Origin of the sequence: Amycolatopsis sp. cmx-4-61, assembly GCF_046548775.1 — a bacterium.
In the GTDB taxonomy this organism is placed as follows: Bacteria; Actinomycetota; Actinomycetes; order Mycobacteriales; family Pseudonocardiaceae; genus Amycolatopsis.
In genome coordinates this window covers 255,396-280,131 of the sequence record NZ_JAEBEI010000005.1, presented here as the reverse complement: position 1 = coordinate 280,131, position 24,736 = coordinate 255,396, and the positions used below count along the sequence as shown (strand labels likewise).

18 protein-coding genes are annotated in these 24,736 nt (G+C 72.3%); 9 read left to right on the top strand and 9 right to left on the bottom strand.

Features of this window, described 5'->3' with window-relative positions; translation table 11 throughout:
* Positions 1–41 precede the first annotated feature (41 nt).
* Both ACLJOU_RS18235 and ACLJOU_RS18230 read right to left on the bottom strand, forming a co-directional pair.
* Positions 42–1,313 carry a hypothetical protein gene (locus tag ACLJOU_RS18235; protein ID WP_410568823.1) on the bottom strand — a complete coding sequence of 424 codons (1,272 nt, stop codon included), beginning with the start codon at positions 1,311–1,313 and terminating at the stop codon, positions 42–44.
* A gap of 127 nt (positions 1,314–1,440) precedes the next feature.
* Positions 1,441–2,799: a glutamine synthetase gene (locus tag ACLJOU_RS18230; protein WP_410568821.1), complete on the bottom strand. Its 1,359-nt coding sequence runs from the start codon at positions 2,797–2,799 to the stop codon at positions 1,441–1,443.
* Positions 2,800–2,856: 57 nt separating this feature from the next.
* Between ACLJOU_RS18230 and ACLJOU_RS18225 the strand changes: the two genes are divergently transcribed.
* The 4 genes from ACLJOU_RS18225 to lgt are packed head-to-tail and all read left to right on the top strand — an operon-like array spanning position 2,857 to position 7,603.
* Complete coding sequence (locus ACLJOU_RS18225; protein WP_410568819.1) at positions 2,857–4,290, top strand: APC family permease; 1,434 nt, start codon at positions 2,857–2,859, stop codon at positions 4,288–4,290.
* Positions 4,287–5,411, top strand: coding sequence for an amidohydrolase family protein (locus ACLJOU_RS18220; RefSeq protein ID WP_410568817.1), 1,125 nt, complete (start codon positions 4,287–4,289; stop codon positions 5,409–5,411). The genes ACLJOU_RS18225 and ACLJOU_RS18220 overlap by 4 nt, the downstream gene beginning before the upstream one ends.
* The gene (locus ACLJOU_RS18215) at positions 5,408–6,577 is read left to right on the top strand and encodes a M20 metallopeptidase family protein (RefSeq protein ID WP_410568815.1); all 1,170 of its coding nucleotides are present in this window, start codon (positions 5,408–5,410) and stop codon (positions 6,575–6,577) included. The genes ACLJOU_RS18220 and ACLJOU_RS18215 overlap by 4 nt, the downstream gene beginning before the upstream one ends.
* A gap of 18 nt (positions 6,578–6,595) precedes the next feature.
* Entirely contained in the window at positions 6,596–7,603 is a 1,008-nt protein-coding gene (gene lgt, locus ACLJOU_RS18210; RefSeq protein ID WP_410568813.1) for a prolipoprotein diacylglyceryl transferase, read from the top strand.
* 187 nt (positions 7,604–7,790) lie between these two features.
* Here the strand turns inward: lgt and ACLJOU_RS18205 are convergent, their stop codons facing one another.
* Positions 7,791–8,576: an SDR family oxidoreductase gene (locus tag ACLJOU_RS18205; protein ID WP_410568812.1), complete on the bottom strand. Its 786-nt coding sequence runs from the start codon at positions 8,574–8,576 to the stop codon at positions 7,791–7,793.
* Between the two features lie 300 nt (positions 8,577–8,876).
* On the opposite strand from ACLJOU_RS18205, the gene gltB reads away from it, so the two are divergent.
* From gltB to ACLJOU_RS18185, 4 genes are all read left to right on the top strand, one after another.
* On the top strand, positions 8,877–13,430 hold the full coding sequence (gene gltB / locus ACLJOU_RS18200) for a glutamate synthase large subunit (protein ID WP_410568811.1): 4,554 nt from the start codon (positions 8,877–8,879) through the stop codon (positions 13,428–13,430).
* Positions 13,423–14,931 carry a glutamate synthase subunit beta gene (locus ACLJOU_RS18195; protein WP_410568810.1) on the top strand — a complete coding sequence of 503 codons (1,509 nt, stop codon included), beginning with the start codon at positions 13,423–13,425 and terminating at the stop codon, positions 14,929–14,931. The genes gltB and ACLJOU_RS18195 overlap by 8 nt, the downstream gene beginning before the upstream one ends.
* A 149-nt stretch (positions 14,932–15,080) precedes the next feature.
* Positions 15,081–15,968 carry a trypsin-like serine peptidase gene (locus ACLJOU_RS18190; RefSeq protein WP_410568808.1) on the top strand — a complete coding sequence of 296 codons (888 nt, stop codon included), beginning with the start codon at positions 15,081–15,083 and terminating at the stop codon, positions 15,966–15,968.
* Positions 15,969–15,997: 29 nt separating this feature from the next.
* Positions 15,998–16,309: a hypothetical protein gene (locus tag ACLJOU_RS18185; RefSeq protein ID WP_410568806.1), complete on the top strand. Its 312-nt coding sequence runs from the start codon at positions 15,998–16,000 to the stop codon at positions 16,307–16,309.
* 10 nt (positions 16,310–16,319) lie between these two features.
* Here the strand turns inward: ACLJOU_RS18185 and ACLJOU_RS18180 are convergent, their stop codons facing one another.
* Positions 16,320–16,916 carry a phosphatase PAP2 family protein gene (locus tag ACLJOU_RS18180; RefSeq protein ID WP_410568804.1) on the bottom strand — a complete coding sequence of 199 codons (597 nt, stop codon included), beginning with the start codon at positions 16,914–16,916 and terminating at the stop codon, positions 16,320–16,322.
* Between the two features lie 24 nt (positions 16,917–16,940).
* On the opposite strand from ACLJOU_RS18180, the gene ACLJOU_RS18175 reads away from it, so the two are divergent.
* On the top strand, positions 16,941–18,332 hold the full coding sequence (locus ACLJOU_RS18175) for a class II 3-deoxy-7-phosphoheptulonate synthase (RefSeq protein ID WP_410568802.1): 1,392 nt from the start codon (positions 16,941–16,943) through the stop codon (positions 18,330–18,332).
* 188 nt (positions 18,333–18,520) lie between these two features.
* On the opposite strand, the gene ACLJOU_RS18170 is transcribed toward ACLJOU_RS18175, so the two are convergent.
* The 5 genes from ACLJOU_RS18170 to pknB form a co-directional block, all read right to left on the bottom strand.
* Entirely contained in the window at positions 18,521–19,837 is a 1,317-nt protein-coding gene (locus ACLJOU_RS18170) for a wax ester/triacylglycerol synthase family O-acyltransferase (RefSeq protein ID WP_410568800.1), read from the bottom strand.
* A 186-nt stretch (positions 19,838–20,023) separates the two neighbouring features.
* Complete coding sequence (locus tag ACLJOU_RS18165) at positions 20,024–20,728, bottom strand: hypothetical protein (RefSeq protein ID WP_410568798.1); 705 nt, start codon at positions 20,726–20,728, stop codon at positions 20,024–20,026.
* Positions 20,729–20,862: 134 nt separating this feature from the next.
* Positions 20,863–22,371 (bottom strand): SPFH domain-containing protein, encoded by a 1,509-nt coding sequence (locus ACLJOU_RS18160; RefSeq protein WP_410568796.1) that lies wholly within the window; start codon positions 22,369–22,371, stop codon positions 20,863–20,865.
* 113 nt (positions 22,372–22,484) lie between these two features.
* Complete coding sequence (locus ACLJOU_RS18155; RefSeq protein ID WP_410568794.1) at positions 22,485–22,694, bottom strand: hypothetical protein; 210 nt, start codon at positions 22,692–22,694, stop codon at positions 22,485–22,487.
* Entirely contained in the window at positions 22,691–24,730 is a 2,040-nt protein-coding gene (pknB, locus tag ACLJOU_RS18150) for a Stk1 family PASTA domain-containing Ser/Thr kinase (protein WP_410568792.1), read from the bottom strand. Before pknB ends, ACLJOU_RS18155 begins: the two co-directional genes overlap by 4 nt.
* Positions 24,731–24,736: the final 6 nt, after the last annotated feature.

Sequence of the window (24,736 nt, the reverse complement as noted above, 5' to 3'; positions counted from 1 at the left end):
GCTGCCACCCAGCAGCGGCCACCGCCCCCTCCGCCGCGGCCTCAGCCGAGCGTGTCCAGCGTCCGCACGGCGTCCGAAGCCGCGGCCTGGTCCGCCGGGTCCGGCTCGGCCGCCGCGGCCGGGTGCCGGGAGGCCGCCGGGTGCGTGCACCCCAGCTGCTGCAACGATCCCTTCAGCCGATCCGTCAGGAACTTCAGCAAGCCCACCCCGTCATCCGGCGACGCCGCCGCCCGCAGCAACCGGCGGTCCGACGTCAGGCGGTCGAGCCCGGACGTCCGCAACGAACGGCAGTACGCCCGCGTGCTCGTCGAACGCCGGTCGAGGGGCGGCTGGTCGACCCCCGCGCGGTACAGGTTCGTCTTGGCCGCACTCGGTTTCCCGTCCACCAGCGTCATCGGGTCGCCCGGCGGCACCAGCGCCACCGGGGTCCGCTGACCCGCCGCCGCCTGCAGTTCGTTCAACGCCAGTGACGTCGTGGGCCGGCCGTCGTCCGTCAGGTCCGGGGCCGTGAACGGCGTGCAGCCCAGTGCCGGGTCCACGAACGCGTCGAGCAGGCGGTTGTCGCTGCCGTTCGCCAGCGTCACCGGCTTCCCCAGGTGTCGCGAGTTCGCCGCCGTGGCTTGCGCCGTCCGGCCGTCCCGCGTCGCGAGGTACGTCGTCGTCACGTTGTCGCTCTGGTCCTGGTCCACCAGCGAGAAGTCGCGCACCGACGGGCACGGCCGGCCGTCCTTCGCCCGGCCCAGCGGCGGGATCCACAGCTTGCCGGCCCGCACGGCGGTGTTCGCCGCGTCGAAGAAGGCCTGCGCGTTGCAGAAACCGACCTGGCCGAACAGCGAACCGCCGAGACCGTTGACGCACCGGCCCGCTCGGCCGCCGTCGAGGGTCAGCGTGTCGCCGTTGAACCCGAACCACAGGCCGACGACCGCGCCGCGCGGCAGCGCCGGGACGACCGGCGGCGCGGCCGGCGCCGACCCCGCGTCGACGACCAGCGGGTGGTACACCGACAGCTTGCCGGTCGCGGGGTCGAGGATCGTCGCCTCGGCGAACGCGCCCTGCGCGTCCACCGATTCGTGGCACGCGCCGTGCCGCGGGTCCGTCGCGCCGAGCTGGTACGGCGTCGCGAGACCGCGCGCCGACAATGGATCATCGGGCACCTTGACGGTGCACGCCGAATCGGGGATCGCGGGCGGCGGTGCCGGGGTGCGCGGTGCGGCCACCGCGATTCCGACCGCGCCCAGCGACGCCGCGGCCACCGCGACGGTCACCTTGAGCTTCCAGGGCCGTTGCCGGTGGCGGGGACGAGCTTCTGGCATGGATCGTGCCTTCTTTCGGCCTCCTCACCTCACCCGGCGCAGGACGCTAGCACAGATAACGGCCCGATCACAGGACGATTTCCGGCACGAAAACGGCATTCGCGGCAAAAGGTTCCGGAACGAAAGATCAATGGAGGTACCGCATCACGGCGCACAGCTCCTCCGGCGGCAGCGCGCCGAGCCGGTCGAGCTCGCCGCGGCGGACGTCCATCAGCGTCGTCGCCAGCTCCGCCCCGAACGCCGACGTCAACGCCGGGTCCGCCTCGAACGCCGCCACGGCCTCGGCCAGCGAAACCGGCAGCCGCTCGGCCGACGGGAGGGTCCCCGGGTCGACGTCGACCGGCTCCGGCAGGCTCTCCCGGCCCGCCACCCCGGCCAGGCCCGCGAAGATCAGCGCCGCCACCACCAGGTACGGGTTCGCCGTCAGGTCGAAGCACTTGACCTCGAAGTTCGCCGCCCGGTCCCGCTGCCCGGCCGGGCCCTGGACCAGCCGCAGCGGTGCCTCGCGGTTCTCCAGGCCCCACGCGCGGAACACCCCGGCCCAGTGGTGCGGTTCGAGCCGCAGGTAGCTGATGACCGAAGGCGCACCGATCGCCAGCAGCGCCGGCAGCCGCGAAAGGATGCCCGCGCCGAACGCCTCCGCCGTCTCGGTCAGCCCGAACCGCCGGTCGCCGCCGGCGCACAGGTTGCGGTCGCCGTCCCACAGGCTCAGGTGGACGTGCCCGCCGTTGCCGACGCCGTCCGGCGCGAACTTCGGCGTGAACGACGCCCGCAGCCCGTGCTGCTCGCTCACGGTCCGGATCGTCTCGCGCGTCAGCACCGCGACGTCCGCGGCGCGCACCGGGTCGCCCGCGGCCACCGAAACCTCGAACTGCCCGGCCGCGTACTCCGGGTGGATCTGTTCCACCGCAACGCCTTGCGCGGCGAGCGTGGACACCAGCGTGCGCAGGTACCGCGCCTGCGACGAAAGCCGCGCGTAGCCGTAGGCCGGGCCCGCGGTGGCCGAACGGGGATCGCCGGGCGCGTCGGCCGCCGTGACCACCCACTCGATCTCGAACGCCGTCCGCGCGTTGTAGCCGAGCTCCGCGAGCCGGGCCGTCGCGGCCGCCGCCAGCGCCCGCGCGTCCTGCGGGTGCGGCACGCCTTCCTGGTCGTACCGCCAGACCGGCGCCCACGCCCACCCGGGCTGCGCGGCCAGCGGCACGAGCGCGTCGAGGTCCGGGTGCAGCCGCAGGTCACCGACCGGCCCGCGCGAATGCGTGCCGTCCGCGATGTCGTCGGTGGCCAGGAAGAAGTCGAACGAGTTCGACGCGCCGACCCCCCACGCGGCCGCCGACCACAGCCGGTCCACCGGAACCGCCTTCACCCGCGCGATGCCGCTGTTGTCCACGAACGTCAGCGCCACGAGCTCCACCCCGGCCGCCCGCAGGCCGTCGGCGCGGAGAGCGCCCTGTTGCGCGAGTTCTGCCCGATCGAGCTGGCTCATCCTGCCCCCGTCGATGTTCACTTGAGTGCTTCTCGCTCGAGAAACGAGGTGAAGATCGTGTCAGACACCGCCGAAACCCGTCCAGGGCTGCGCCGCTCCCTCTCCGTCTGGCAGGCCGTCGGCCTGTCCGTGGCGTTGATGGCCCCGAGCATGGCCGCCAACATCAACCCGCAGCAGACCGCCGCGGCCGCCGGCCGCGCGGTGCCGCTCGCCTTCCTGCTCTCCGCGGTCGGCGTCCTGCTCGTCGCCTACGGCTTCGTCAAGCTCTGCCGGTACTACCAGCACGCGGGCTCGGTGTACGCCTTCGTCGGCGCCACCCTCGGCCCGCGCGCGGGCGTCGTCGCCGGTATCGGGCTCCTCGGCACGTACACGTTCTACGCCGTCGTCACCAGCTCGGCCGCGGGCACGCTGGCCACCGCTTTCCTGACCCAGACCGGGATCTGGCCGGATCCGCCGTCCTGGGGGCCGTTCGTGCCGACGGCCGTCGCGCTGGTCGGCGCCTGGCTGCTGGCCGTGCTGCCCGCCCGCCGCGGCACGAGCACCCTGCTCGCCGTCGAGGGGGCGACGATCGCGGTGATCCTGCTGGTCACCGTGGTGATTCTGGTCCGGCTCCTCGCGGGGAACGCCCCCGGCGGCGCGCGCTTCACGATGGGCGTCTTCGTGCCGGAGACCGGGCTGTCCGGCGTGTTCCTCGGCGCGGTCTTCGGCTTCCTGTCCTTCGCGGGGTTCGAAGCCGCCGCGACGCTCGGCGAGGAAACCCACGACCCGAAGCGCAACATCCCCCGCGCGATCCTCGGCACCGCGATCTTCGGTGGCGGCTACTTCGTGGTGGTCACGGCGGTGGAGATGATGGCGTTCCGCAGCGACGCCGGCGTGTTCCACGATTCGCCGTCGCTGCTCGGCGACCTCGGCAGCCGGTACGCGGGCGCCTGGGTCGGCGACGTCATCAGCGTCGGCGCCGCGATCAGCGCGTTCGGCTGCTGCCTGGCGTGCGTCGTCGGCGGCTCGCGGCTGCTCTACGCCCTGGGCCGCGACACGGTCGGCGGCCGTGGTCTCGGCCGCACGTCGAGCCGCGGGACGCCGGTGACCGCCGTGACGGCCGTGGCGGGCGCGGCGGCGCTGATCATCGTGGTGTGCGCGGTGTTCTTCGGCGCGACGGCGTCGGACACCTTCGCCTGGTCCGGCTCGATCGGCACGCTCATCCTCCTGATCAGCTACCTGCTCACGACGATCGGCGCGATCCGGCTGCTGTTCGTGAAGCGCCGGATGCGCGTGCCGGGGTGGCACCTCGTCTTCCCGATCGGCGCGCTCGTCGTGCTCGGGTACACGGTGTACGTCAACGTGGTCCCGTACCCGACCGAAGGCCCGGCGCGGTGGTTCCCGGTGGTGGCCGCGGCGGTGCTCGCGCTCGCGGTGCTCGCCGTGCTGTCCGCGCCCGGCTTCGCTCGTAGGGTGGGGGAGAGGCTGACGACTGGGGACGGAGGCGCATGACCGGGTTGCTCCCGTTCGTCGCGGACCTGCCGCTGGTGGACCACCACTGCCACGGTGTGGTCACCCGGGACGTCACCCGCGCGGGCTTCGAGGCGATGCTGACCGAGGCCGACGCGCGATCGCCGCTGGGTACGAGCCTGTTCGACTCGCTCATCGGGCTGGCCGTGCGCGAACGTTGTGCGCCCGTCCTGGATCTTCCGAAGCACGCACCGGCCGAGGTCTACCTCGAGCGCCGGGCCGCACTGGGCGCGGACGAGGTGGCCCGGCGGTTCCTCCGGGCGACCGGCACCACCGACTTCCTGCTGGACGGCGGGTTCCTGCCGGACTCCCTGACCACCACCGCCGAGTTCGCGGGGCTGGCGGACACGCGCGCGCACGACGTCGTCCGGCTGGAACAGGTCGCGGAGGCGGTGATCCGGGGGAGCACCGCGGCCGGGTTCGCCGCCGCGTTCGCCGACGAGCTGGGCCAACGCGCCGAAACAGCCGTCGGGCTCAAGTCGATCGCCGCCTACCGCGTCGGCCTCGAGCTGGCGGGGGAACGGCCCTCGCCGCCGGAAGTCGAAGCCGCCGCCGGGCGGTGGCTCGCCGCGGGCGGCGGGCGGCTGGCCGACGAGGTCCTGCACCGGCACCTCGTGTTCACCGGCCTCGACCTCGGCCTGCCGGTGCAGTTCCACGTCGGCTACGGCGACGCCGACGTCGACCTGCACCGGTGCGACCCGCTGCTGCTCACCGGGCTGCTGCGGGCCACCCGCGGCAGCGGTGTGCCGATCCTGCTGCTGCACAACTACCCGTTCCACCGCCACGCCGCGTACCTGGCGCAGGTCTTCGACCACGTGTTCGTCGACGCCGGCCTCATCACGCACAACGCGGGCTTCCGGGCGCCGGCCGTGCTGGCCGAGCTGCTGGAGCTCGCGCCGTTCGGGAAGGTGCTCTTCTCGACCGACGCTTTCGGCCTGGCCGAGCTGTACCACCTGGGCACGGCCCTGTTCCGGCAGGGTTTGTCGGATTTCGTGCGCGCGGCACTGGCCGCGGACGCGATGTCCGAACAGGACGCCGTCCGGCTGTGTGCTTTGGTGGGGCACGAGAACGCGAAGAGGATCTACCGCTTGGAGCACGTGTGAGTGATCTGTGGACCCGGTGGACGCAGGCGATCGCCGAAGAACTGCCCGCCGCCGTCGAGCTCCGGCACGCCGTGCACGCCGACCCCCGCGGGTCCGGCGACGAGGAGGACACCGCCCGCCTGGTGGCCGCCGCGCTCGGCGCCGGCGACGGCACCCGCGTCGCCAAGACCGGCCGGGCGATCCTCCTGCCCGGGGGAGCGGGCCCGGCCGTGGCGCTGCGGGCCGAGCTCGACGCCCTCCCGGTGCTGGAGGGCACCGGCGTGCCGTGGGCGTCGGGGAACGAGCTGATGCACGCCTGCGGCCACGACGTCCACCTCGCGGCGCTGGTCGCCGTCGCCCGCGCCGCGCAGCGCGTCGGCGTGCCGCGGCCGATCCTGGCGCTGCTGCAGCCGCGGGAGGAGACGTCCCCGCCCGGCGCGCTCGACGTCGTCGAGTCCGGGGTGCTGGCCGAACACCGCGTGGACACGGTGATCGGCGCGCACGTCCAGCCGCGGATCGCGCACGGCGTCGTCTCGGCGGTGCCGGGCCCGGTGAACGCCTCCACCGACGAGTTCGAGGTCACCATGCGCGGCCAGGGCGGCCACGCGGGCTACCCGCAGCTGCTGCGCGACCCGATCCTGGCGCTGTCGCAGCTGGTCGTGAGCCTGCAGCAGATCGCGTCACGCCGGATCGACCCGGTGTTCGGCGCGGTCTGCTCGATCGGGCGGATCCAGGGCGGCGCGGCGGCCAACGTCGTCCCGAACAGCGCGAGCGCGTTCGGCTCCCTGCGCCTGATGCGCACGAAGGACCGCGAGCGCGCCCTGGAGACGCTGGCCGACATCGTGCACGGCACCGCCCGGGCCCACGGCTGCACGGCGGAGCTGGAGATCAGCCCGTGCGAGCCGGTCCTGGACAACGACCCGGCGCTGGCCGCGGGCGCGCAGCAGTGGCTGCGGCACGCCGGCTTCGTCGTCGACGAGCAGTTCCGGTCCTTCGGTGCCGACGACTTCGCCCACTACTGCGGCGGCGGGACGCGCGGGCTCATGCTGTTCGTCGGCCTCGGCGACACGGCGGGGGTGCCGAGCCTGCACGACGAGCGGTTCCTCCCGCGTGACCAAGCCGTCACCCAGGTCGCGCACGCGCTGGTGGCGGGGTACCTGGCCGCCTTGGATGCTCCGGCGCCTTAGCGCTACGGTGGCCGCGTGATGAGCGCCTACCTCGCGACGTTCCCGAGCCCCGACCGTGGGGTGTGGCACCTGGGGCCGATCCCGATCCGTGCGTACGCCCTGTGCATCATCGCCGGCATCATCGTGGCGATCTGGTGGGGCGAGCGTCGCTGGGTCGCCCGCGGCGGCACCAAGGGCACGGTGATCGACGTCGCGGTGTTCGCGGTGCCGTTCGGCCTGGTCGGCGGCCGGTTGTACCACGTGATCACCGACCCCGAGCTGTACTTCACCGAGGGCCGCAACCCGTGGAACGCGTTCGCGATCTGGGACGGCGGCCTCGGCATCTGGGGCGCGATCGCCCTGGGCGCGGTGGGCGCGCTCATCGCCTGCCGCCGCAAGGGCATCCCGCTGCCGGCGATGGCGGACGCGGTCGCGCCGGGCATCGTCGTCGCGCAGGCGATCGGCCGCATCGGCAACTACTTCAACCAGGAGCTCTACGGCGCGCACACGGACCTGCCGTGGGGCATGGAGGTCTTCCAGCGCTTCAACCCGGAGGACCCCGACAACCTGCTGAACGGCGTCGCGACGGGGCACATCCCGCTGCCGGAGAGCCCGGTCCACCCGACGTTCCTGTACGAGCTGCTGTGGAACCTGCTGGTCGCGCTGCTGGTGGTCTGGGCGGACCGGCGCTTCAAGCTGGGCCACGGCCGGGCGTTCGCGCTGTACGTGGCGGGCTACACGGTCGGCCGCGGCTGGATCGAGATGATGCGGACCGACACGGCGAACCACATCCTCGGGCTGCGGGTGAACGTGTGGACGTCGATCCTGCTGTTCCTCGGGGCGGTGGCGTACTTCGTCGTCGCCGGACGGCGGGGGCCGCGGGAAGCGCCGGAGACCCTGGTGGGCAAGGACGCGGTGACACCGGAGGCCGCTCCGGAGGACAACGAGCCGGAGCACGCGAAGGTGGCGGCCGAGGCCCCGGCTCCCGCGGAAAAGCCCGCGGAAGACGCCCCGGCGGAGGAGCCGAAGAAGACCGAAGAGAGCTGAGCGCTTCCCGAAGGCCGCCGCCGGACACCAGGTGGCGGCCTTCGTCGTGCGCGGACTCGGGCGCCGCCCCCCGATCGCCACGCTACCGGACACCACCGACAGTTCCGGCCGGTCTCAAGCGCCCCAATGTGGCCTTCGGTGCGTCAGACGCACCCAAGGCCGCCTTGGGGCGCTCGGGTCCGGCGGGTCACAGGTCCGGGAGGCCCAGTTCGAGGTTCGGCGCCTGCAACCCGCCGTCGACCTCGAGGATCTTGCCCGTGATGTACCCGCCCGCGCGGGACGCCAGGAACACCACCGTCGCCGCGATGTCCTCCGCTTCGCCGATCTTCCGGAGCGGGGTCGCCCCTTCCATCTTCGCCTTCAGTTCCGGGTTGCCGACCACGATCTCCAGCGCCGACGTCGCCACCGAGCCCACCGAGATCGCGTTCACCCGGACCCGCGGGGCCAGGTCGGCCGCCGCCAAGCGCGTGTAGTGCGCCAGGGCCGCCTTCGCCGTCCCGTACGCCGCGAAGCCGCGACCCGAGACGCGGCCCATCACCGACGAGATGTTGACCACCGAGCCGCCCGTCTCCAGCAGGGCGGGCGCCGCCGCCACCGTCAACGCGTGGGCCGTCGCCACGTTGAAGCGGAACGCTTCCTCCATGAACTCGACGGAGCTCTCCAGCAACGGCCGCGGGTACGTGCCACCGACGTTGTTGACCACCAGGTCGAGCCGCCCGAACTCCGACACCGCCGTCGCCGCCAGTGCCGCGGCGGCCTCGGGCGCGGACAGGTCGACCGGCACCGGAACGGCCCGGCGGCCGAGCGCCGAGACGCGCGAAGCGACCTCGTCGAGCTGGGCGGAAGTCCGGGACGCGATCACGACGTCGGCGCCCGCTTCGGCGAGCGCCACGGCGGTGGCCGCGCCGATGCCGCGTCCGGCGCCGGTGACCACCGCGACCTGGTCGGTGAGCTTGAACCGATCGAGGATCATGCGGCGAAATGTAACACGTTCTAGTGATCGGGGACACAGTCGGCCGATCGCGTCACGCCGGTCTCGACCGGACTTTCCGGGCCGTATACTTAGCGGACCGAACTACCGGGAACCCATCAGGAACTACGTCGTTCCGCGCAGCCAGATCGTTACCGTCCGACGTCGTCCGGGGCGCGCTGAGATGCTGCTGCGGTGTTTCCCAGGTGTTAAAGTCGCGCTAACAAGCGGGCCATCGTCGTCCCGTGCGCTCCCCGGCCGGTAGCCCGGCCCCGCACGAACAAGACGACGAAGGAGGTCCCGTTGATCTTCTCCGCCATGCCCGGCAAGCAGGGTCTGTACGACCCGGAGACCGAGCAGGACTCCTGCGGTGTGGCCATGGTGGCCGACATCCGCGGGCGCCGTTCCCACGGCATCGTCACCGACGGCCTGGCCGCGCTGACCAACCTCGACCACCGCGGCGCCGCCGGCGCCGAACCCACCAGCGGCGACGGCGCCGGCATCCTGCTGCAGCTGCCCGACGCGCTGCTGCGTGCGGAAGCCGGTTTCGCGCTCCCCGAACCCGACGAGAACGGCCACCACACCTACGCCGCCGGCATCGCTTTCCTCCCCGACGACGCCGAGCAGCGCCGCAAGGCCGTCGAGCTGACCGAACGCATCGCCGTCGAAGAAGGCCTGGAGGTCCTCGGCTGGCGCGAGGTCCCGGTCGACGCCGACCGCGCCGACATCGGCCCGACCGCCCGCTCGGTCATGCCGCACTTCGCCATGCTGTTCGTCGCCGGTGACGGAAAAGCGGGCCTGCAGCTGGACAGGCTCGCCTTCTGCCTGCGCAAGCGCGTCGAGCACGAAAGCGTCACCGCCGGCTGCGGCACCTACTTCCCGTCCCTGTCCTCGCGGACGATCGTCTACAAGGGCATGGTGACGCCGGAGCAGCTGCCGGCGTTCTTCGGCGACCTGCGTGACGAGCGCCTGGAAAGCGCCATCGCGCTGGTGCACTCCCGCTTCTCCACCAACACCTTCCCGTCGTGGCCGCTGGCCCACCCGTTCCGGTTCGTCGCCCACAACGGGGAAATCAACACCATCCGGGGCAACCGCAACCGCATGCGGGCCCGCGAGGCGCTGCTGGAATCCGACGTCATCCCCGGCGACCTGAGCCGGCTGTTCCCGATCTGCTCGCCGGACGCCTCGGACTCGGCGTCCTTCGACGAGGTCCTGGAGCTGCTGCACCTTGGCGGCCGGTCGCTGCCGCACGCGGTGCTGATGATGATCCCGGAGGCGTGGGAGAACCACGCCACCATGAAGCCCGAGCGCCGCGCGTTCTACCAGTTCCACGCGAGTCTCATGGAGCCGTGGGACGGCCCGGCCTGCGTCACCTTCACCGACGGCAGCCTGGTCGGGGCGGTCCTGGACCGCAACGGCCTGCGTCCCGTGCGCTGGTGGCGCACGGCCGACGACCGCGTCGTCCTGGCCAGCGAGGCCGGTGTCCTGGACGTCGCTCCCCAGGACGTCGTCGCCAAGGGGCGGCTCAAGCCCGGCAAGATGTTCCTGGTCGACACCGAAGCCGGCCGGATCGTGGACGACGAAGAGGTCAAGTCCGCGCTCGCCGCCGAGCTGCCCTACGACTCGTGGCTGCACGCGGGCCTGCTCAAGATCGCCGAGCTGCCCGACCGCGACCACGTCGTGCAGAGCCACGACTCCGTGCTGCGCCGCCAGCTTTCCTTCGGCTACACCGAAGAAGAGCTCAAGATCCTGCTCGCACCGATGGCCGAGAAGGGCGCCGAGCCGATCGGCTCGATGGGGTCCGACACCCCGCCGGCGGTGCTGTCGAAGCGGTCGCGGCTGCTCTACGACTACTTCAAGCAGAACTTCGCCCAGGTGACCAACCCGCCGCTGGACGCCATCCGCGAGGAGCTCGTCACCTGCATGGCGCGGATCATGGGCCCGGAGCGCAACCTCCTGGCCCCCGGTCCGGCGTCGTGCCGGCACCTGAAGCTGCCGTACCCGGTCATCGACAACGACGAGCTCGCCAAGCTCATCCACATCAACGACGACGGCGACCTCCCCGGCTTCGCCTGCAGTGTCCTTTCCGGACTGTACGAAGTGGACGGCGGGGCCGAGGCGCTGGCGAGCGCGATCGAGCGCGTCCGGCGGGAGGCGTCCGAGGCGATCGCGGCCGGCGCGCGCACGCTCGTGCTGTCCGACCGCGACTCCGACCACCGGATGGCGCCAATCCCGTCGCTGCTGCTCGTGTCCGCGGTGCACCACCACCTGGTCCGCACCAAGGAACGCCTGCGCGTCGCGCTGGTCGTCGAATCCGGCGACGCGCGCGAGGTGCACCACATCGCGCTGCTGCTCGGCTACGGCGCCGCCGCGGTGAACCCGTACCTGGCCTTCGAAACCATCGAAGACATGATCGGCCAGGGCGCGGTCACCGGCATCGAGGCCGCCAAGGCGATCCGCAACTACGTGTACGCGCTGGTCAAGGGTGTCCTGAAGATCATGTCCAAGATGGGCATCTCGACGGTCGGCGCCTACACCGCCGCCCAGGTCTTCGAATCCCTCGGCCTGAGCCAGGACCTGCTCGACGAGTACTTCACCGGGACGTCGTCGAAGCTCGGCGGCGTCGGTCTCGAGGTGCTCGCCGAAGAGGTCGCGTCGCGCCACCGCCGTGCCTACCCGGACAACCCGACCGACCGCGTCCACCGTGGACTCGACACCGGCGGCGAATACGCCTACCGCCGCGAGGGCGAGCTGCACCTGTTCACGCCGGAGACGGTGTTCCTGCTGCAGCACGCGTCCAAGACCGGCCGCGACGAGGTCTACCGCAAATACACCGACGAGGTGCACCGCCTCTACCGCGAAGGCGGCACGCTGCGGGGGCTGTTCTCGTTCAAGGACGGCGTCCGCGAGCCGGTGCCGCTCGACGAGGTCGAGCCCGCCGAAGCGATCTTCAAGCGCTTCAACACCGGTGCGATGTCGTACGGCTCGATCTCGGCCGAGGCGCACGAGACCCTGGCCATCGCGATGAACCGCCTCGGCGGGAAGTCCAACACCGGTGAGGGCGGCGAAGACCCCGAGCGGCTCTACGACCCCGAGCGGCGCAGCGCGATCAAGCAGGTCGCTTCGGGCCGGTTCGGCGTCACGAGCGAATACCTCGTCAACGCCGACGACATCCAGATCAAGATGGCGCAGGGCGCGAAGCCGGGCGAAGGCGGCCAGCTGCCGCCGAACAAGGTGTACCCGTGGATCGCGCGCACCCGGCACTCCACGCCGGGCGTCGGCCTGATTTCGCCGCCGCCGCACCACGACATCTACTCCATCGAGGACCTGGCGCAGCTGATCCACGACCTCAAGAACGCCAACGAGCACGCCCGCATCCACGTGAAGCTGGTGTCCTCCTTGGGTGTCGGCACGGTCGCGGCCGGCGTCTCCAAGGCGCACGCGGACGTCGTGCTCATCTCCGGCCACGACGGCGGCACCGGCGCGTCCCCGATGAACTCGCTCAAGCACGCGGGCACGCCGTGGGAGATCGGTCTCGCCGAGACCCAGCAGACGTTGCTGCTCAACGGCTTGCGCGACCGGATCACCGTCCAGGTGGACGGCGCCATGAAGACCGGGCGGGACGTCGTCATCGCGGCGCTGCTCGGCGCCGAGGAGTACGGCTTCGCGACGGCCCCGCTCGTCGTCGCGGGCTGCATCATGATGCGCGTCTGCCACCTCGACACCTGCCCGGTCGGCGTCGCCACGCAGAGCCCGGAACTGCGCAAGCGCTACACCGGCCAGGTCGAGCACGTGGTGAACTTCTTCAAGTTCGTCGCCGAAGAAGTCCGGGAAACGCTGGCGGCGCTGGGCTTCCGCACGCTCGACGAGGCCATCGGCCACGCCGAGCTGCTGGACACCGACGAGGCCGTCGACCACTGGAAGGCGTCCGGGCTCGACCTGGCGCCGATCTTCGAGATGCCGCAGGAGACGCCGTACGGCGGCGCGAAGCGGCGCACCCGCGGCCAGGACCACGGTCTCGAGCACGCCCTGGACCGCACGCTGATCCAGCTCGCCGAGGCGGCGCTGGAAGACGCCCACCAGGTCAACATCGAGCTGCCGGTGCGGAACGTCAACCGGACCGTCGGCACGCTGCTCGGCTCGGAGATCACCCGCCGCTACGGCGGGGACGGCCTGCCCGAGGGCACGATCCACGTCACGCTCACCGGCTCGGCGGGCCAGTCGCTCGGCGCGTTCCTGCCGCGTGGCATCACCCTCGACATGGTCGGCGACGCGAACGACTACGTCGGCAAGGGCCTGTCCGGCGGCCGGATCGTCGTCCGCCCCGACCCGGCGGCGTCCTTCGCCGCCGAGGCGCAGACGATCGCGGGCAACACGATCGCCTACGGCGCCACCGGCGGCGAGATCTTCCTGCGCGGCCAGGTCGGCGAACGCTTCTGCGTCCGCAACTCCGGCGCCACGGTCGTCGCCGAGGGTGTCGGCGACCACGCCTTCGAGTACATGACCGGCGGCCGCGCGGTGGTGCTCGGCCCGACCGGGCGGAACCTCGCGGCCGGCATGTCCGGCGGCATCGCCTTCGTCCTCGACGTCGACGCGAAGAAGGTCAACCAGGACATGGTGGACCTGCTGCGCCCGACCGCCGACGACCTGGCGTGGCTGAAGAAGACCGTGCAACAGCACTACGATCTCACCCGCTCCGCGGTGGCGGCCTCGCTGCTCGGCGACTGGCCGCGCCGCTCGGCGGCGTTCACGAAGGTGATGCCGCGCGACTACCAGCGGGTCCTGGACGCGGCGAAGGCGGCACGGGCCGCCGGCCGCGACGTCGACGAGGCCATCATGGAGGCAGCTCGTGGCTGACCCGACCGGTTTCCTGAAGTACGACCGCGAAGAGCCGAAGAAGAAGTCCAAAGAGGAGCGGCTCGCCACCTGGGGCGAGGTCTACGCGGACGTCGACCCGGCCGAGCGCAACGAACAGGTGCGCAAGCAGGCGTCGCGCTGCATGGACTGCGGCATCCCGTTCTGCCACTCCGGCGGTTCCGGCTGCCCGCTGGGCAACCTGATCCCGGAGTGGAACGACCTGGTCCGCCGCGGCGACTGGGCCGCGGCGAGCGACCGGCTGCACGCGACCAACAACTTCCCCGAGTTCACCGGGAAGCTGTGCCCGGCGCCGTGCGAGGCGGGCTGCGTGCTGTCGATCTCGCCGCTGTCGGGCGGCCCGGTGTCGATCAAGCGCGTCGAGCAGACGATCGCCGACCAGTCCTGGGAAGCGGGCTACGTCCAGCCGCAGGTGTCCGAAGTGTCCAGTGGACGGCGGGTGGCGGTCGTGGGCTCCGGCCCCGCCGGGCTCGCCGCCGCGCAGCAGCTGACCCGCGCCGGGCACGAGGTCACGGTGTACGAGCGCGACGACCGCCTCGGCGGGCTGCTGCGCTACGGCATCCCCGAGTTCAAGATGGAGAAGAAGGTCCTCGACCGGCGCCTGGCGCAGCTGCGCAAGGAGGGCACCCGGTTCGTGACGGGCTGCGAAGTCGGCGTTGACCTCTCGGTGGAGGACTTGCGAGCGCAGTACGACGCGGTGGTGCTGGCGGTCGGCGCGCTGCGCGGCCGCGACGACACGACGACCCCGGGCCGCGAGCTGGCGGGCATCCACCTGGCGATGGAGCACCTCGTCCCGGCCAACAAGTACGTCGAGGGCGACGGCCCGCCGTCGATCGACGCGAAGGGCAAGCACGTCGTCATCATCGGCGGCGGCGACACGGGCGCGGACTCGTACGGCACGGCCACCCGCCAGGGCGCGCTGTCGGTGACGCAGCTCGACCAGTACCCGATGCCGCCGGCCACTCGCGACGACGAGCGCTCGCCCTGGCCGACGTGGCCGTACATCCTGCGCACGTACGCGGCGCACGAGGAGGCGGGCGAACGGAAGTTCGCGGTGGCGGTCAAGCGGTTCGTCGGTTCCGAAGAGGGCCGCGTGACGGCGGTGGAGCTGCAGCAGGTCCGGGTGCAGAAGGACCCGGCCACCGGCCGCCGCGAGGTCATCCCGGTGAACGACGAGGTCGAGACGCTCCCGGCGGATCTGGTCCTGCTGGCGATCGGCTTCGAGGGTGTCGAACGGATGCCGCTGCTGGACGGGCTCGGGCTGTCGCTGACCCGCCGCGGGACGCTGTCGTGCGGCGCGGACTGGCAGACGGAGACGCCGGGCGTGTTCGTCTGCGGCGACGCCCACCGCGGCGCGTCCCTGGTCGTGTGGGCGATCGCGGAGGGCCGTTCGGTGGCCAACGCGGTGGACACGTACCTGACGGGGGCGTCGGACCTGCCGGCCCCGGTCCACCCGACGGCGCTGCCCCTCGCCGTGGTCTGATCCACTCCGCCGGAAGCCCCCTCGCCGCTGGTGAGGGGGCTTTCGCGCGGTTACGCCGGACGGCGGCTGTGCGCTGCGTGGCGAGGCAATTACTTTCGAGTAGCTGTGTCGCCTTTGCGACGATTCACTTCTGCGGAAGGTGGGGCGTCTTGAAGCACACGAAACCCCGGGCCGCGGTGGTCACCGCCGTCCTCTCGCTCGCGTTCGCCCTGGTCGGCCCGCCCGCCCAGGCCGCTCCGAAACCCTTCTGGACGCCCGACGCCATGCGGGCGGCCGTTCCGATGGACTCCCTCGTGAAAGCGCCTCCCTTCACGCCGGAAGACGTGGCCAAGGGGCAGAGCGCGATCATCCGGAGCATCCCGAACGGCGGGGGCGCCTGGACCGGCGGCGGCAAGGTCACCCAGACCGCCGGGCGCGTGTTCTTCCTCTTCAACGGGCAGAAGGCGTCCTGCTCCGGGGACGCCGTCACGAGCACCAACGGCAGCGTCGTCGTCACCGCCGGGCACTGCGTGAAGTACCAGGGCACCTGGCACACGCAGTGGGTGTTCGTGCCGGGCTACGACAACGGCAACGCGCCGTACGGCCAGTGGACCGCGAAGACCACGCTCACGACTCCGCAGTGGGAAGCCGGCGAGGACATGAACTACGACGTCGGCATGGCCGTGGTCGACCCGCTGAACTCCCAGCGGCTCACCGACGTCGTCGGCGCGCAGGGCATCGCCTTCAACCAGCCGAAGAACCAGAACATGTACACCTTCGGCTACCCGGCCGCGGCGCCCTACGACGGCACGAAGCTGATCTACTGCAGCGGCAGCACGTTCACCGACTTCCTGCTGACCCAGGACCACGGCATGAACTGCAACATGACCGGTGGCTCCAGCGGCGGCCCGTGGTTCCTGTCGTTCAACGAGGGCACCGGCGCCGGCGTGCAGGCTTCGGTGAACAGCTTCGGCTACAACTTCCTGCCGGGCTACATGTTCGGCCCGTACTTCGGCACCGACGTGCAGAACCTGTACAACCGCGCGCAAGCCGCGTGACCGCCGGCCCGGGGACGGAGGGTGAACCGATGTCGAGAACGCTGTTCCTCGTCGTGACCGTACTGGCCGCGGTCCTGGTCGCGGCGCCTTCGGCGGCGGCCCGGTCGCCGTTCTGCATCCCGGAAAGCCTCTGGCTCTCCGGCCCGGGCGGGACCGCGACCTGCATGGCGGCGCCGAATCCGGCGATCACCCCGCCGTTCACCGCGTATTCCGAAAGCAACGGCAGCCAGGACGCGTGGTGTCTGTTTTCGCAGCCGAACTACACGGGTTTGCTGGTGCGGATCCCGGCGTTCTCGAGGGCCTCGGTGTGGTTGACGGTCGCCTCGGCGCGGCCCTGCTGAGGACCGCGGGTCAGGTCAGGGCGGTGAGCAGCGCCCAGTAGCCGCCCCCGCCGACGACCACGCCCATCAGCAGACCGGCCAGCACCTCCGGGGTGGTGTGGTCCCGCAGCGCGACGCGCGACCACGCCACCCAGGCGGCCGGGAGGGCCAGCAGGAGCCACCACGGGCCGTACGTGAGCGCCAGCACCACGACGGCGGCCCAGGCGACCGCGGCGTGCAGAGAGATCTTGAACTTCGCGCCGAACGTGATCGCCACGGCGACCACCAGGCTCGCCAGCATCGACGCCGCGAGGGCGACCAGCTGCGCCGGCGCGCCGCCGGCCAGCAGCACGGCGAAGCCGAGACCGAGCGACCCCCCGGCGACCAGCAGCGGGACCCGGCGCCCGGCCCGGTTCGTCACGTGGTGGCCGTCCCACTTGCCGCGCCTCGCCCCGCGGACGATCACCGCCATCGGGATCAGCGAACCGGTGACGGAGATCAGCAGTCCCCAGGCCAGGGCGGGGAGCGGCCGGTGACCGGTGGCGGCCCAGGCGACGGCGAGGGGCAGTGTGAGGACCCACACCCAGGGGGCCAGCAACTCGGTGGCTAACCGGGCGAAGCGCAGCACGGCGCGAACCTTATCCTGGACGACGTGAACTGGACTGTGGACGTCCCCGTCGACACACTGCCCGAGCTGCCGCCGCTGCCGCCCGAACTGCGGGGGCGGCTCGACCAGGCGCTGGCGCTCCCGGCCGCACAGCAGCCGGAGTGGCCCGACCCCGAGGCGACCCGGCGGGTCCGCGGCGTGCTGGAGAGCGTGCCGCCGATCACCGTCCCGGCCGAGATCGACCGGCTGAAGAGCCGGCTGGCCATGGTCGCCCGCGGCGAGGCCTTCCTCCTGCAGGGCGGCGACTGCGCGGAGACCTTCGAGTCCAACACCGAGCCGCACATCCGGGCCAACCTGCGCACGCTGCTGCAGATGGCCGTCGTGCTGACCTACGGCGCCAGCCTGCCGGTCGTCAAGGTCGGCCGCATCGCCGGCCAGTACGCGAAGCCGCGCTCGGCCGCGACGGACGCCCTCGGCCTGCCGGTGTACCGCGGCGACATCATCAACTCCCTGGTTGCCAAGCCCGAGCTGCGCGTGCCGGACCCCGGCCGGATGATCCGCGCCTACGCGAACGCGGGCGCGGCGATGAACCTGGTCCGCGCCCTCACCGCGGCCGGCATGGCCGACCTGCACCAGGTGCACGACTGGAACAAGGACTTCGTGTCGGCCTCCCCGGCGGCGCAGCGCTTCGAGTCGCTGGCCAACGAGATCGACCGCGGCCTGCGGTTCATGTCGGCCTGCGGCGTCACCGACACGTCCCTGCAGTCGACCGAGATCTTCGCGAGCCACGAAGCGCTGCTGCTCGACTACGAGCGTTCGATGCTGCGCCTGGACAACGCCGACGCGGCCAACCCGAAGCTCTACAACCTCTCGTCGCACTTCCTCTGGATCGGCGAGCGGACCCGCCAGCTGGACGGCGCGCACATCGCGTTCGCCGAGCTGCTGGCCAACCCGATCGGGTTGAAGATCGGCCCGACGACCACGCCTGAGCAGGCACTCGAGTACGTCGAACGGCTCGACCCGCGCAACGAACCGGGCCGGCTGACGCTCATCGCGCGGATGGGCAACGGCAAGGTCCGCGAGGTGCTGCCGTCGATCGTGGAGAAGGTCGAGGCGTCCGGGCACAAGGTCATCTGGCAGTGCGACCCGATGCACGGCAACACCCACGAGTCGTCGACCGGGTACAAGACCCGCCACTTCGACCGGATCGTCGACGAGGTCCAGGGCTTCTTCGAGGTGCACAACCAGCTGGGCACCTACCCGGGCGGCATCCACGTGGAGCTGACGGGCGAGGACGTCACCGAGTGCCTGGGCGGCGCCCAGGAGATCTCGGACGTCGACCTGTCGGGCCGCTACGAGACGGCCTGCGACCCGCGCCTGAACACGCAGCAGTCGCTGGAGCTGGCGTTCCTGGTCGCGGAGATGCTCCGCGGCTGACGCCCGGCCCCAAGCGCCCCAATGTGGCCTTCGGTGCGTTGAATCAGCACTGCGGCGCGGAGCGCCTCCGTTGAGGGTGGCGGTGGGGGCATGGGAGGCGCACCCAAGGCGGCCTTCGGTGCGTCAGACGCAACCAAGGCGGCCTTCGGTGCGTCAGACGCACCCAAGGCCGCCTTGGGGCGCTCGGGTCAGGAGGCGGCCAGCAGGCGGGACGCGGACTTCAGGACCGCGTCCCGCAGCGAGCCCACGTCCGGGACCGCCGCGCCGTTGACCTGCAGTCCGATGTGGACCGAATCCCGGTACGTCGCGACCGCGATGCCCACCGCGTGGCGCGGGGCCAGCGGCACGAACGGGTACACCTCCGCCAGCCGGGCGCCGTCCAGGGACAGCCGGGCCGGGGGCAGCGGGACCGTCGTGATCACCAGGTCGAACAGCAGCGGCGCGGCCTGGCCCGCCGTGCGCGTGCCCAGGCGGTGCAGCAGCGGCGGGACGCGGCCGGCCAGCAGCGGCAGCGCGCCGGCGCCGCGGCTCGGGCCCGCCGCCTTGTTGCGGTTCATCGCCCGGCGGACCACCCGCAGCCGCTCGACCGGGTCGTCCTCGCCGACCGGCAGGTCGCACAGGTAGCCCGACAGCTTGTTGCCGCCGGCCTGCGCACCGGCCCGGCCGCGCAGGCTCACCGGGATCAGCGCGCGCAGCGTGCGGCCGTCGGCGCGCTGCCCGCGGTTCACCAGCCACTCGCGCAGCGCGCCCGACAGCACCGCCAGCACGACGTCGTTGGTCGTGCCGCCGTGCGCGCGGCGCACCCGGCGCAGCTCGGTCAGCGGCAGCCGCGCGAACCCGAGGCGCCGCTCGGCCGACAGCGGCGCCGACACCGGCGACAGCGGCGGGCGCGCGGCCCGCACCACCGAGGACGCGATCCCGGCGGCCTCGTTCGCCTGGCCCCACACCGAGCCGAGCGCGTCCTTCACCGTGTCCAAAGTGGAGCGCGGAGCCGGGATCGGCCGGTCCGGCGCGGAGCGGCGTTCCGGCAGCCGGACGCCGTCGAGCAGCCCGGCCGCGACCGCGTACGCCCCGGCGCCGTCGGTCAGCGCGTGGTGCAGTTTCAGCAGGAGCGCGAACTTGCCGTCCGGCAGCCCGGTGACCAGCGTCAGGTCCCACAGCGGGCGGGACGTGTCGAGCGGCTCGGCGATCCACTGCGACGCGTACGCGGCCAGGGGGTCCGGCTCGTACAGCGGGCTCAACACGACGTGGTGAACGTGGTCGGCCGCCGCGAAACCCGGGTCGTGGGCCCAGCGGGCCGAGCCCGGCGGGAACAGTTCGGCGCGCGCCCGCTGGCGCAGCTTCGGCAGCCGGGCGGCCCGCCGCGCGAGCAACGCCGTCAGCGCGGCCGGGTCCACCGGGCCGCGGGCGGTGAAGGTGACCACCGCCCCCATGTGCATCGGGGTGGTTTCGCTTTCCAGGCACAGGAAAGCGACGTCGAGTGCGCTGAGCGGCGAGCCTGCCATGGGCGACCTTTCCGGGTTCACGGTGGGGCGCACGGCCTCGTGCGTCGGAAGGGAAGGAACCCACTGCACCAGCCCGACATGACGGCCGGGTGGTCGAAGTGTTTCCACGACGCTAACTACCCACCCCGTTCGTCCGTTCGAGACACCCTGCGCCACGGTGCCCCGGCTCACAGATCGAAAACGGGCTCATTCCCCTGGAGCATGCCCGGGTTCTTCCGCCCGGGCCACCGGCGTGCCCCAATCGGGGGTCAGCGCGACCTGCTTGCCGACGCGGCGCACCGGCAGGCCGTTCACCTGCCGTCTGCCGAGCCCCGGCCAGATCTCCGCGGCGTCCTTCGCCGCGGACCGGATCGCGCCGCCGTCGAGGGTCGTGCGGGTTTCCGGGATCTCCCGGTCCATCCACTGCACGACCAGCTTCAGCGGGCCGGCCGAGGGGAGCGGCCAGAGGAACACCTCGTGCTCGACGGCGAACCGCGTGCCGCCGACCGGCCGGGCCCGCAGCACGGGGGCGTCCGGTTCGGACGCGGACGGCACCGAGACCGTCTCGGAGCTCGCCCGGCTGCCGTCGGCGTAGAGCACGCCGATGAGCAGGCCGTTGTAGTCGGCTTTGCGCCGGTGGTCGATGAGGCCCTCGGCGGGGTCGTCGACCAGGCTGTCCCGGGAGTACACCGTGACGCGCAGGGTCAGCGCTTCCGGCCACACCTCGATGGTCCGCAGCGCGACCACCGTGCGTTCGGAGCGGCCCAGCGGCTGCGCCCACGGCAGCACGGCGGGGACGATGTGCTCGCGTGGGGGATCCGTCCAGTGCCGTCCGTTGAACGCGTAGAGCTCCTGTTCCGGGACGGGGAACAGGGGACGCTCGCGCGGACCGCCGGTGAAGAAGCTGCTCATCGGGCGGCCCGGGACACGCTGTCCGGCACCATGCGCCCACGGTAGGACAACCGACCGGGAATTTCCGCCCCCGATCGGGGGTACGGCCCCGGTGTTCCCGTGAGCCGGGACACCGGGGCCGTACCCAACGTGACCTACTGGTCGCTCAGCTTGAGCTCGCCGTTGCGCCGGGCGTGCTCGTCGAGCTCCTTCTCGGTCGGCTTGCCCATCGCGTCCATCAGCTGGCGGGCCAGCCCGAGACCGGTTCCGCCGAGCGACAGCGCCTTGGCGAACATGTCGGACATGCCGTCGGCGCCGTTGAGCACGACCATGTGGTCGACGTTGCCGAACGCGCTCGCGCCGGCCTCGACGATCTCCGGCCAGCGCTCGGCCAGCTGCTGCGCGACGACGGCCTCCTGGTTCTCCGCCAGGGCCGCGGCGCGCGCCTTGATCGCGTCCGCCTCGGCGAGACCCTTCGCGCGGGCCGCCTCGGCTTCGGCGAGGCCGCGCGCCTTCGCGGCTTCCGCCTCCGCCAGGCCACGGGCCTTGGCCGCGGCGGCCTCGGCCTCACCGGTCGCCCGGGTCGCGCCCGCCATCGCCTCGGCGCGGGCCTTGGTGGCCTGGGCCTCGGCCTCGGCGGCCGTCTTGACGCGGGTCGCGTCCGCCGCGGCCCGCAGCTCGGTCTCCTTCGCCTCGGCCTGGGCCTTGGCGATCGAGGCGTCACGGGCGGCGTCGGCCGTGGTCCGCGTGTCGTACGCCTTCGCGTCGGCCGGCTTGCGGACCTGCGACTGCAGCCGCTGCTCGGAAAGCGCGGCCTCCAGCTCGGCAGCCCGCGTCTCCTGGACGACGACCTCCTGGCGCGCGGTCGCCTCGGCCAGCGGCCCGGCCTGGCTGGCCCTGGCCCGTGCTTCGTCCACCTCGGCCTGGTAGCCGGCCTGGTGGATCTGGCTCTCGCGGACCGCCGCCGCCTTCTTCGCGGCGGCGATCTGCTCCGCCTCGGCGGCCTCCTGGTCGCGCTGCGCCTCGGCGATGCGCGCCGACGAGGCGACCGCGGCGGCGTGCGGCTTGCCGAGGTTGAGGATGTAGCCGGTCTCGTCGTCGATCTCCTGGATCTGCAGCGAGTCGACGATCAGCCCCAGCTTGATCATCTCGTTCGCCGAGGACTGCCGGACCTCCCCGGTCAGCGCCTCGCGGTTGTGGATCATGTCCTCGAGCGTCAGCCCGCCCACGATCGAGCGCAGGTGTCCGGAGAACAGCTCGTGGATCGTGTCGTTCATGCCCTTCTGCTGGTCCAGGAACCGGCGGGCGGCGTTGGCGATCGAGGCGTAGTCGTCCCCGACCTTGTAGATGACGACGGCCCGCACGGTGACCGGCAGCCCCTGCTTGGTGACGCAGGAGACCTGCAGGTTGACCCCGCGCGTGTCCAGCGACAGCCGCCGGGCGGTCTGGAACCCCGGGATGACGTTGACCCCGCGCCCGGTGATGATCTTGAAGCCCAGGCTGTCCGCGGTCTCGGCCCGGTCGACGCGGACCCCCAGCCCGGAGATGATCAGCGCTTCGTTCGGCTCGGCCACCTTGTACAGCAGCCGCAGAATGCCGAAGACGACGATCAGTACGGCGATGACGCCACCGGCCGAGACCAGCAGGATTTGCACGAGGCTCATGGCACCGTCCCCCTCGCTTTTCTGTTGTGGGTGTGTTGGTGCCTCTTCGACGCCACCGGCGGCCCGGGGGTTGCCGCCGGGGGAAGGAATTCCGTGCCCGGCCCGAAGCGCCGTCAGCGCGTCAGCGGTTGCCACCGTTCGACGTAAACCGTGCGCGGCGGCTCGAAGTCCACCACCAGCACCTGCGTGCCCGGCTTGAACGTCTCCTCCGGGTCCGCCGGGTACGCGTAGAACGCCTCCGTGCCGCCCCGGACGTTCAGGAGCACCTCGCCGATGAGGCCGGGGCCGATCGTGCCCGTCACGCGGCCTCGGCTGCCGATCATCCCCCGAAGCCCTTCAGCTTGACCTTCGACCCCTTCGCCACGAAGGAGCCCGGCTGCGGGTCCTGCTGGAACACGAAGTCGAACCCGCCACCGCCGTTGCCGCGGCCTCGGCCGCCGTCGCGGTCGGCCTTCAGCCCCGCCTGCTCCAGGAGCTTCTGGGCGTCTTCGAAGGACCGGAACCGGACGTCCGGCACCTGGACGGCGTTGTTGACGAACACGCCGATCCGCTTCGCCTTCGCCGGCGAGTTGGCCGGCGGGTCGGTGCGGGTGACGGCGCCCGCCGGGACGTCCTGCTTGAACTCCTCGCCGGCCTGGAACGGCTCGAACCCGGCCTGCTGCAGCGTCTGGAACGCCTCGTCCTTGGGCCGCCCGGTGACGTCCGGCACCGGCGGCAGCGGGATGGGGCCCTTCGACACGACGATCGTGACCTGGCCACCGATCGTCAGCTGGCTGCCCGCCGACGGCGACGTGCGGATGACCGCGCCCTGCGGAACCTCGGCGTCGAAGTCGTCGGCGCCGCGGACCGGGGTCAGCTGCGCCGCCTTGATCGCCTGCTCGGCGTCGGGCAGCGCGGTGCCCGGCCGGATGTCCGGCACCTGCGGGCGGCCCTTCGACAGCACCACCGACACGTTCGCGTTCGGCGACAGCGGCGTGCCCTCGGCCGGGTCGGCGCGCAGCACGGTGTTCGACGGCACCGTGTTGTCGTACTCCTGGCTGAACTGCGGGTTCAGCTTCACCGCCCGCAGCGCGTCACCGGCCGCGGCCTGGTTCAGCCCGACGAGCTTCGGCACCCGGGCGGTCTTGTCGCCGCCGGTGTCGGTGAGGATGAACGCGAACGCCCCGATCAGCCCGCCGAGCAGCAGCACCGCGGCGGCGATCACCAGGACCCGCTTGCGGTTGTCCCGCGGCGGCCGCTCCGGCTCGGGCCGGCTGCGGCGCCGCGGCGGCGTGGTCACCGGCGGGATCTGCGTGGTCAGCGGCGGCACCTGGGTGGTCATCGGCCCGGCGGCGTGGTGCAGCGCCCGCGTCGCGTTCGGCCGGTGCACCGGCATCGTCTTCCCGGTGTCGGGCACCTGCGGGATCCGCGGCAGCGTCCGCTCGGTGTCGGCGAGGTCGCCATGGCCGTGGGACACCGGGATCGGCACGCTCACCGGCAGCAGCCCCAGCCGGGCGCGCACCGCGGTCAGCTCGGTGAGGAACTCCCCGGCGTCGGCCGGGCGCAGCTGCGGGTCCCGCCGCGTCGCGCGCACGATCAGGTCGTCGAGCTCCGGCGGCAGGTCCGGGCGCAGCTCGCTCGGCCGCGGGACGTCGTCGTTCACGTGCCGGTAGGCCACCGAAATGGCCGTGTCACCCGTGTAGGGCACCCGGCCGGTCAGCATTTCGTACAGCAGGATCCCGGCCGAGTAGACGTCGCCGCGCGCGGACGCCGCACCGGTGGCGACCTGCTCGGGGGAGAGGTAGGCGACCGTCCCGAGGATGACGCTCGAACTCGTCGTGCCCGCGCTCGCCACGGCCCGCACCAGGCCGAAGTCCGCGACCTTCACCGCCCCGCCGGTCTGCTGCCCGACCCGGCCGATCAGCACGTTCTCCGGCTTGACGTCCCGGTGCACCAGCCCGGCCCGGTGCGCGGCGGCCAGCGCCGACAGCACGGGCTCGGCGACGCTCAGCGCCAGCGCGACGTCGAGTGAGCCGTGGTCGTCCAGCAGGTCGCGCAGCGTCCCGCCGTCGACCAGCTCCATCACCAGGAACGCCAGCCCCGACTCCGCACCCGGCGGCAGGTCGAACCCCTGGTCGTGCACCGCCACGACGTGCGGGTGGTGCAGCTGCGCCGCCGACTGCGCCTCCCGCACGAACCGCTCCACGAACGACCGGTCGTCGGCGAAGCGCGGATCCATGATCTTGATCGCGACCGGACGGTCCAGCCGGGTGTCCGTCCCCCGGTAGACGGAAGACATTCCGCCGTGGGCGAGCAGCCGGTCCACCCGGTAGCGCCGCTCCAAGAGCGTGCCGACCAGGCTGGGTTGGGTGCGTGTCACGAGTAT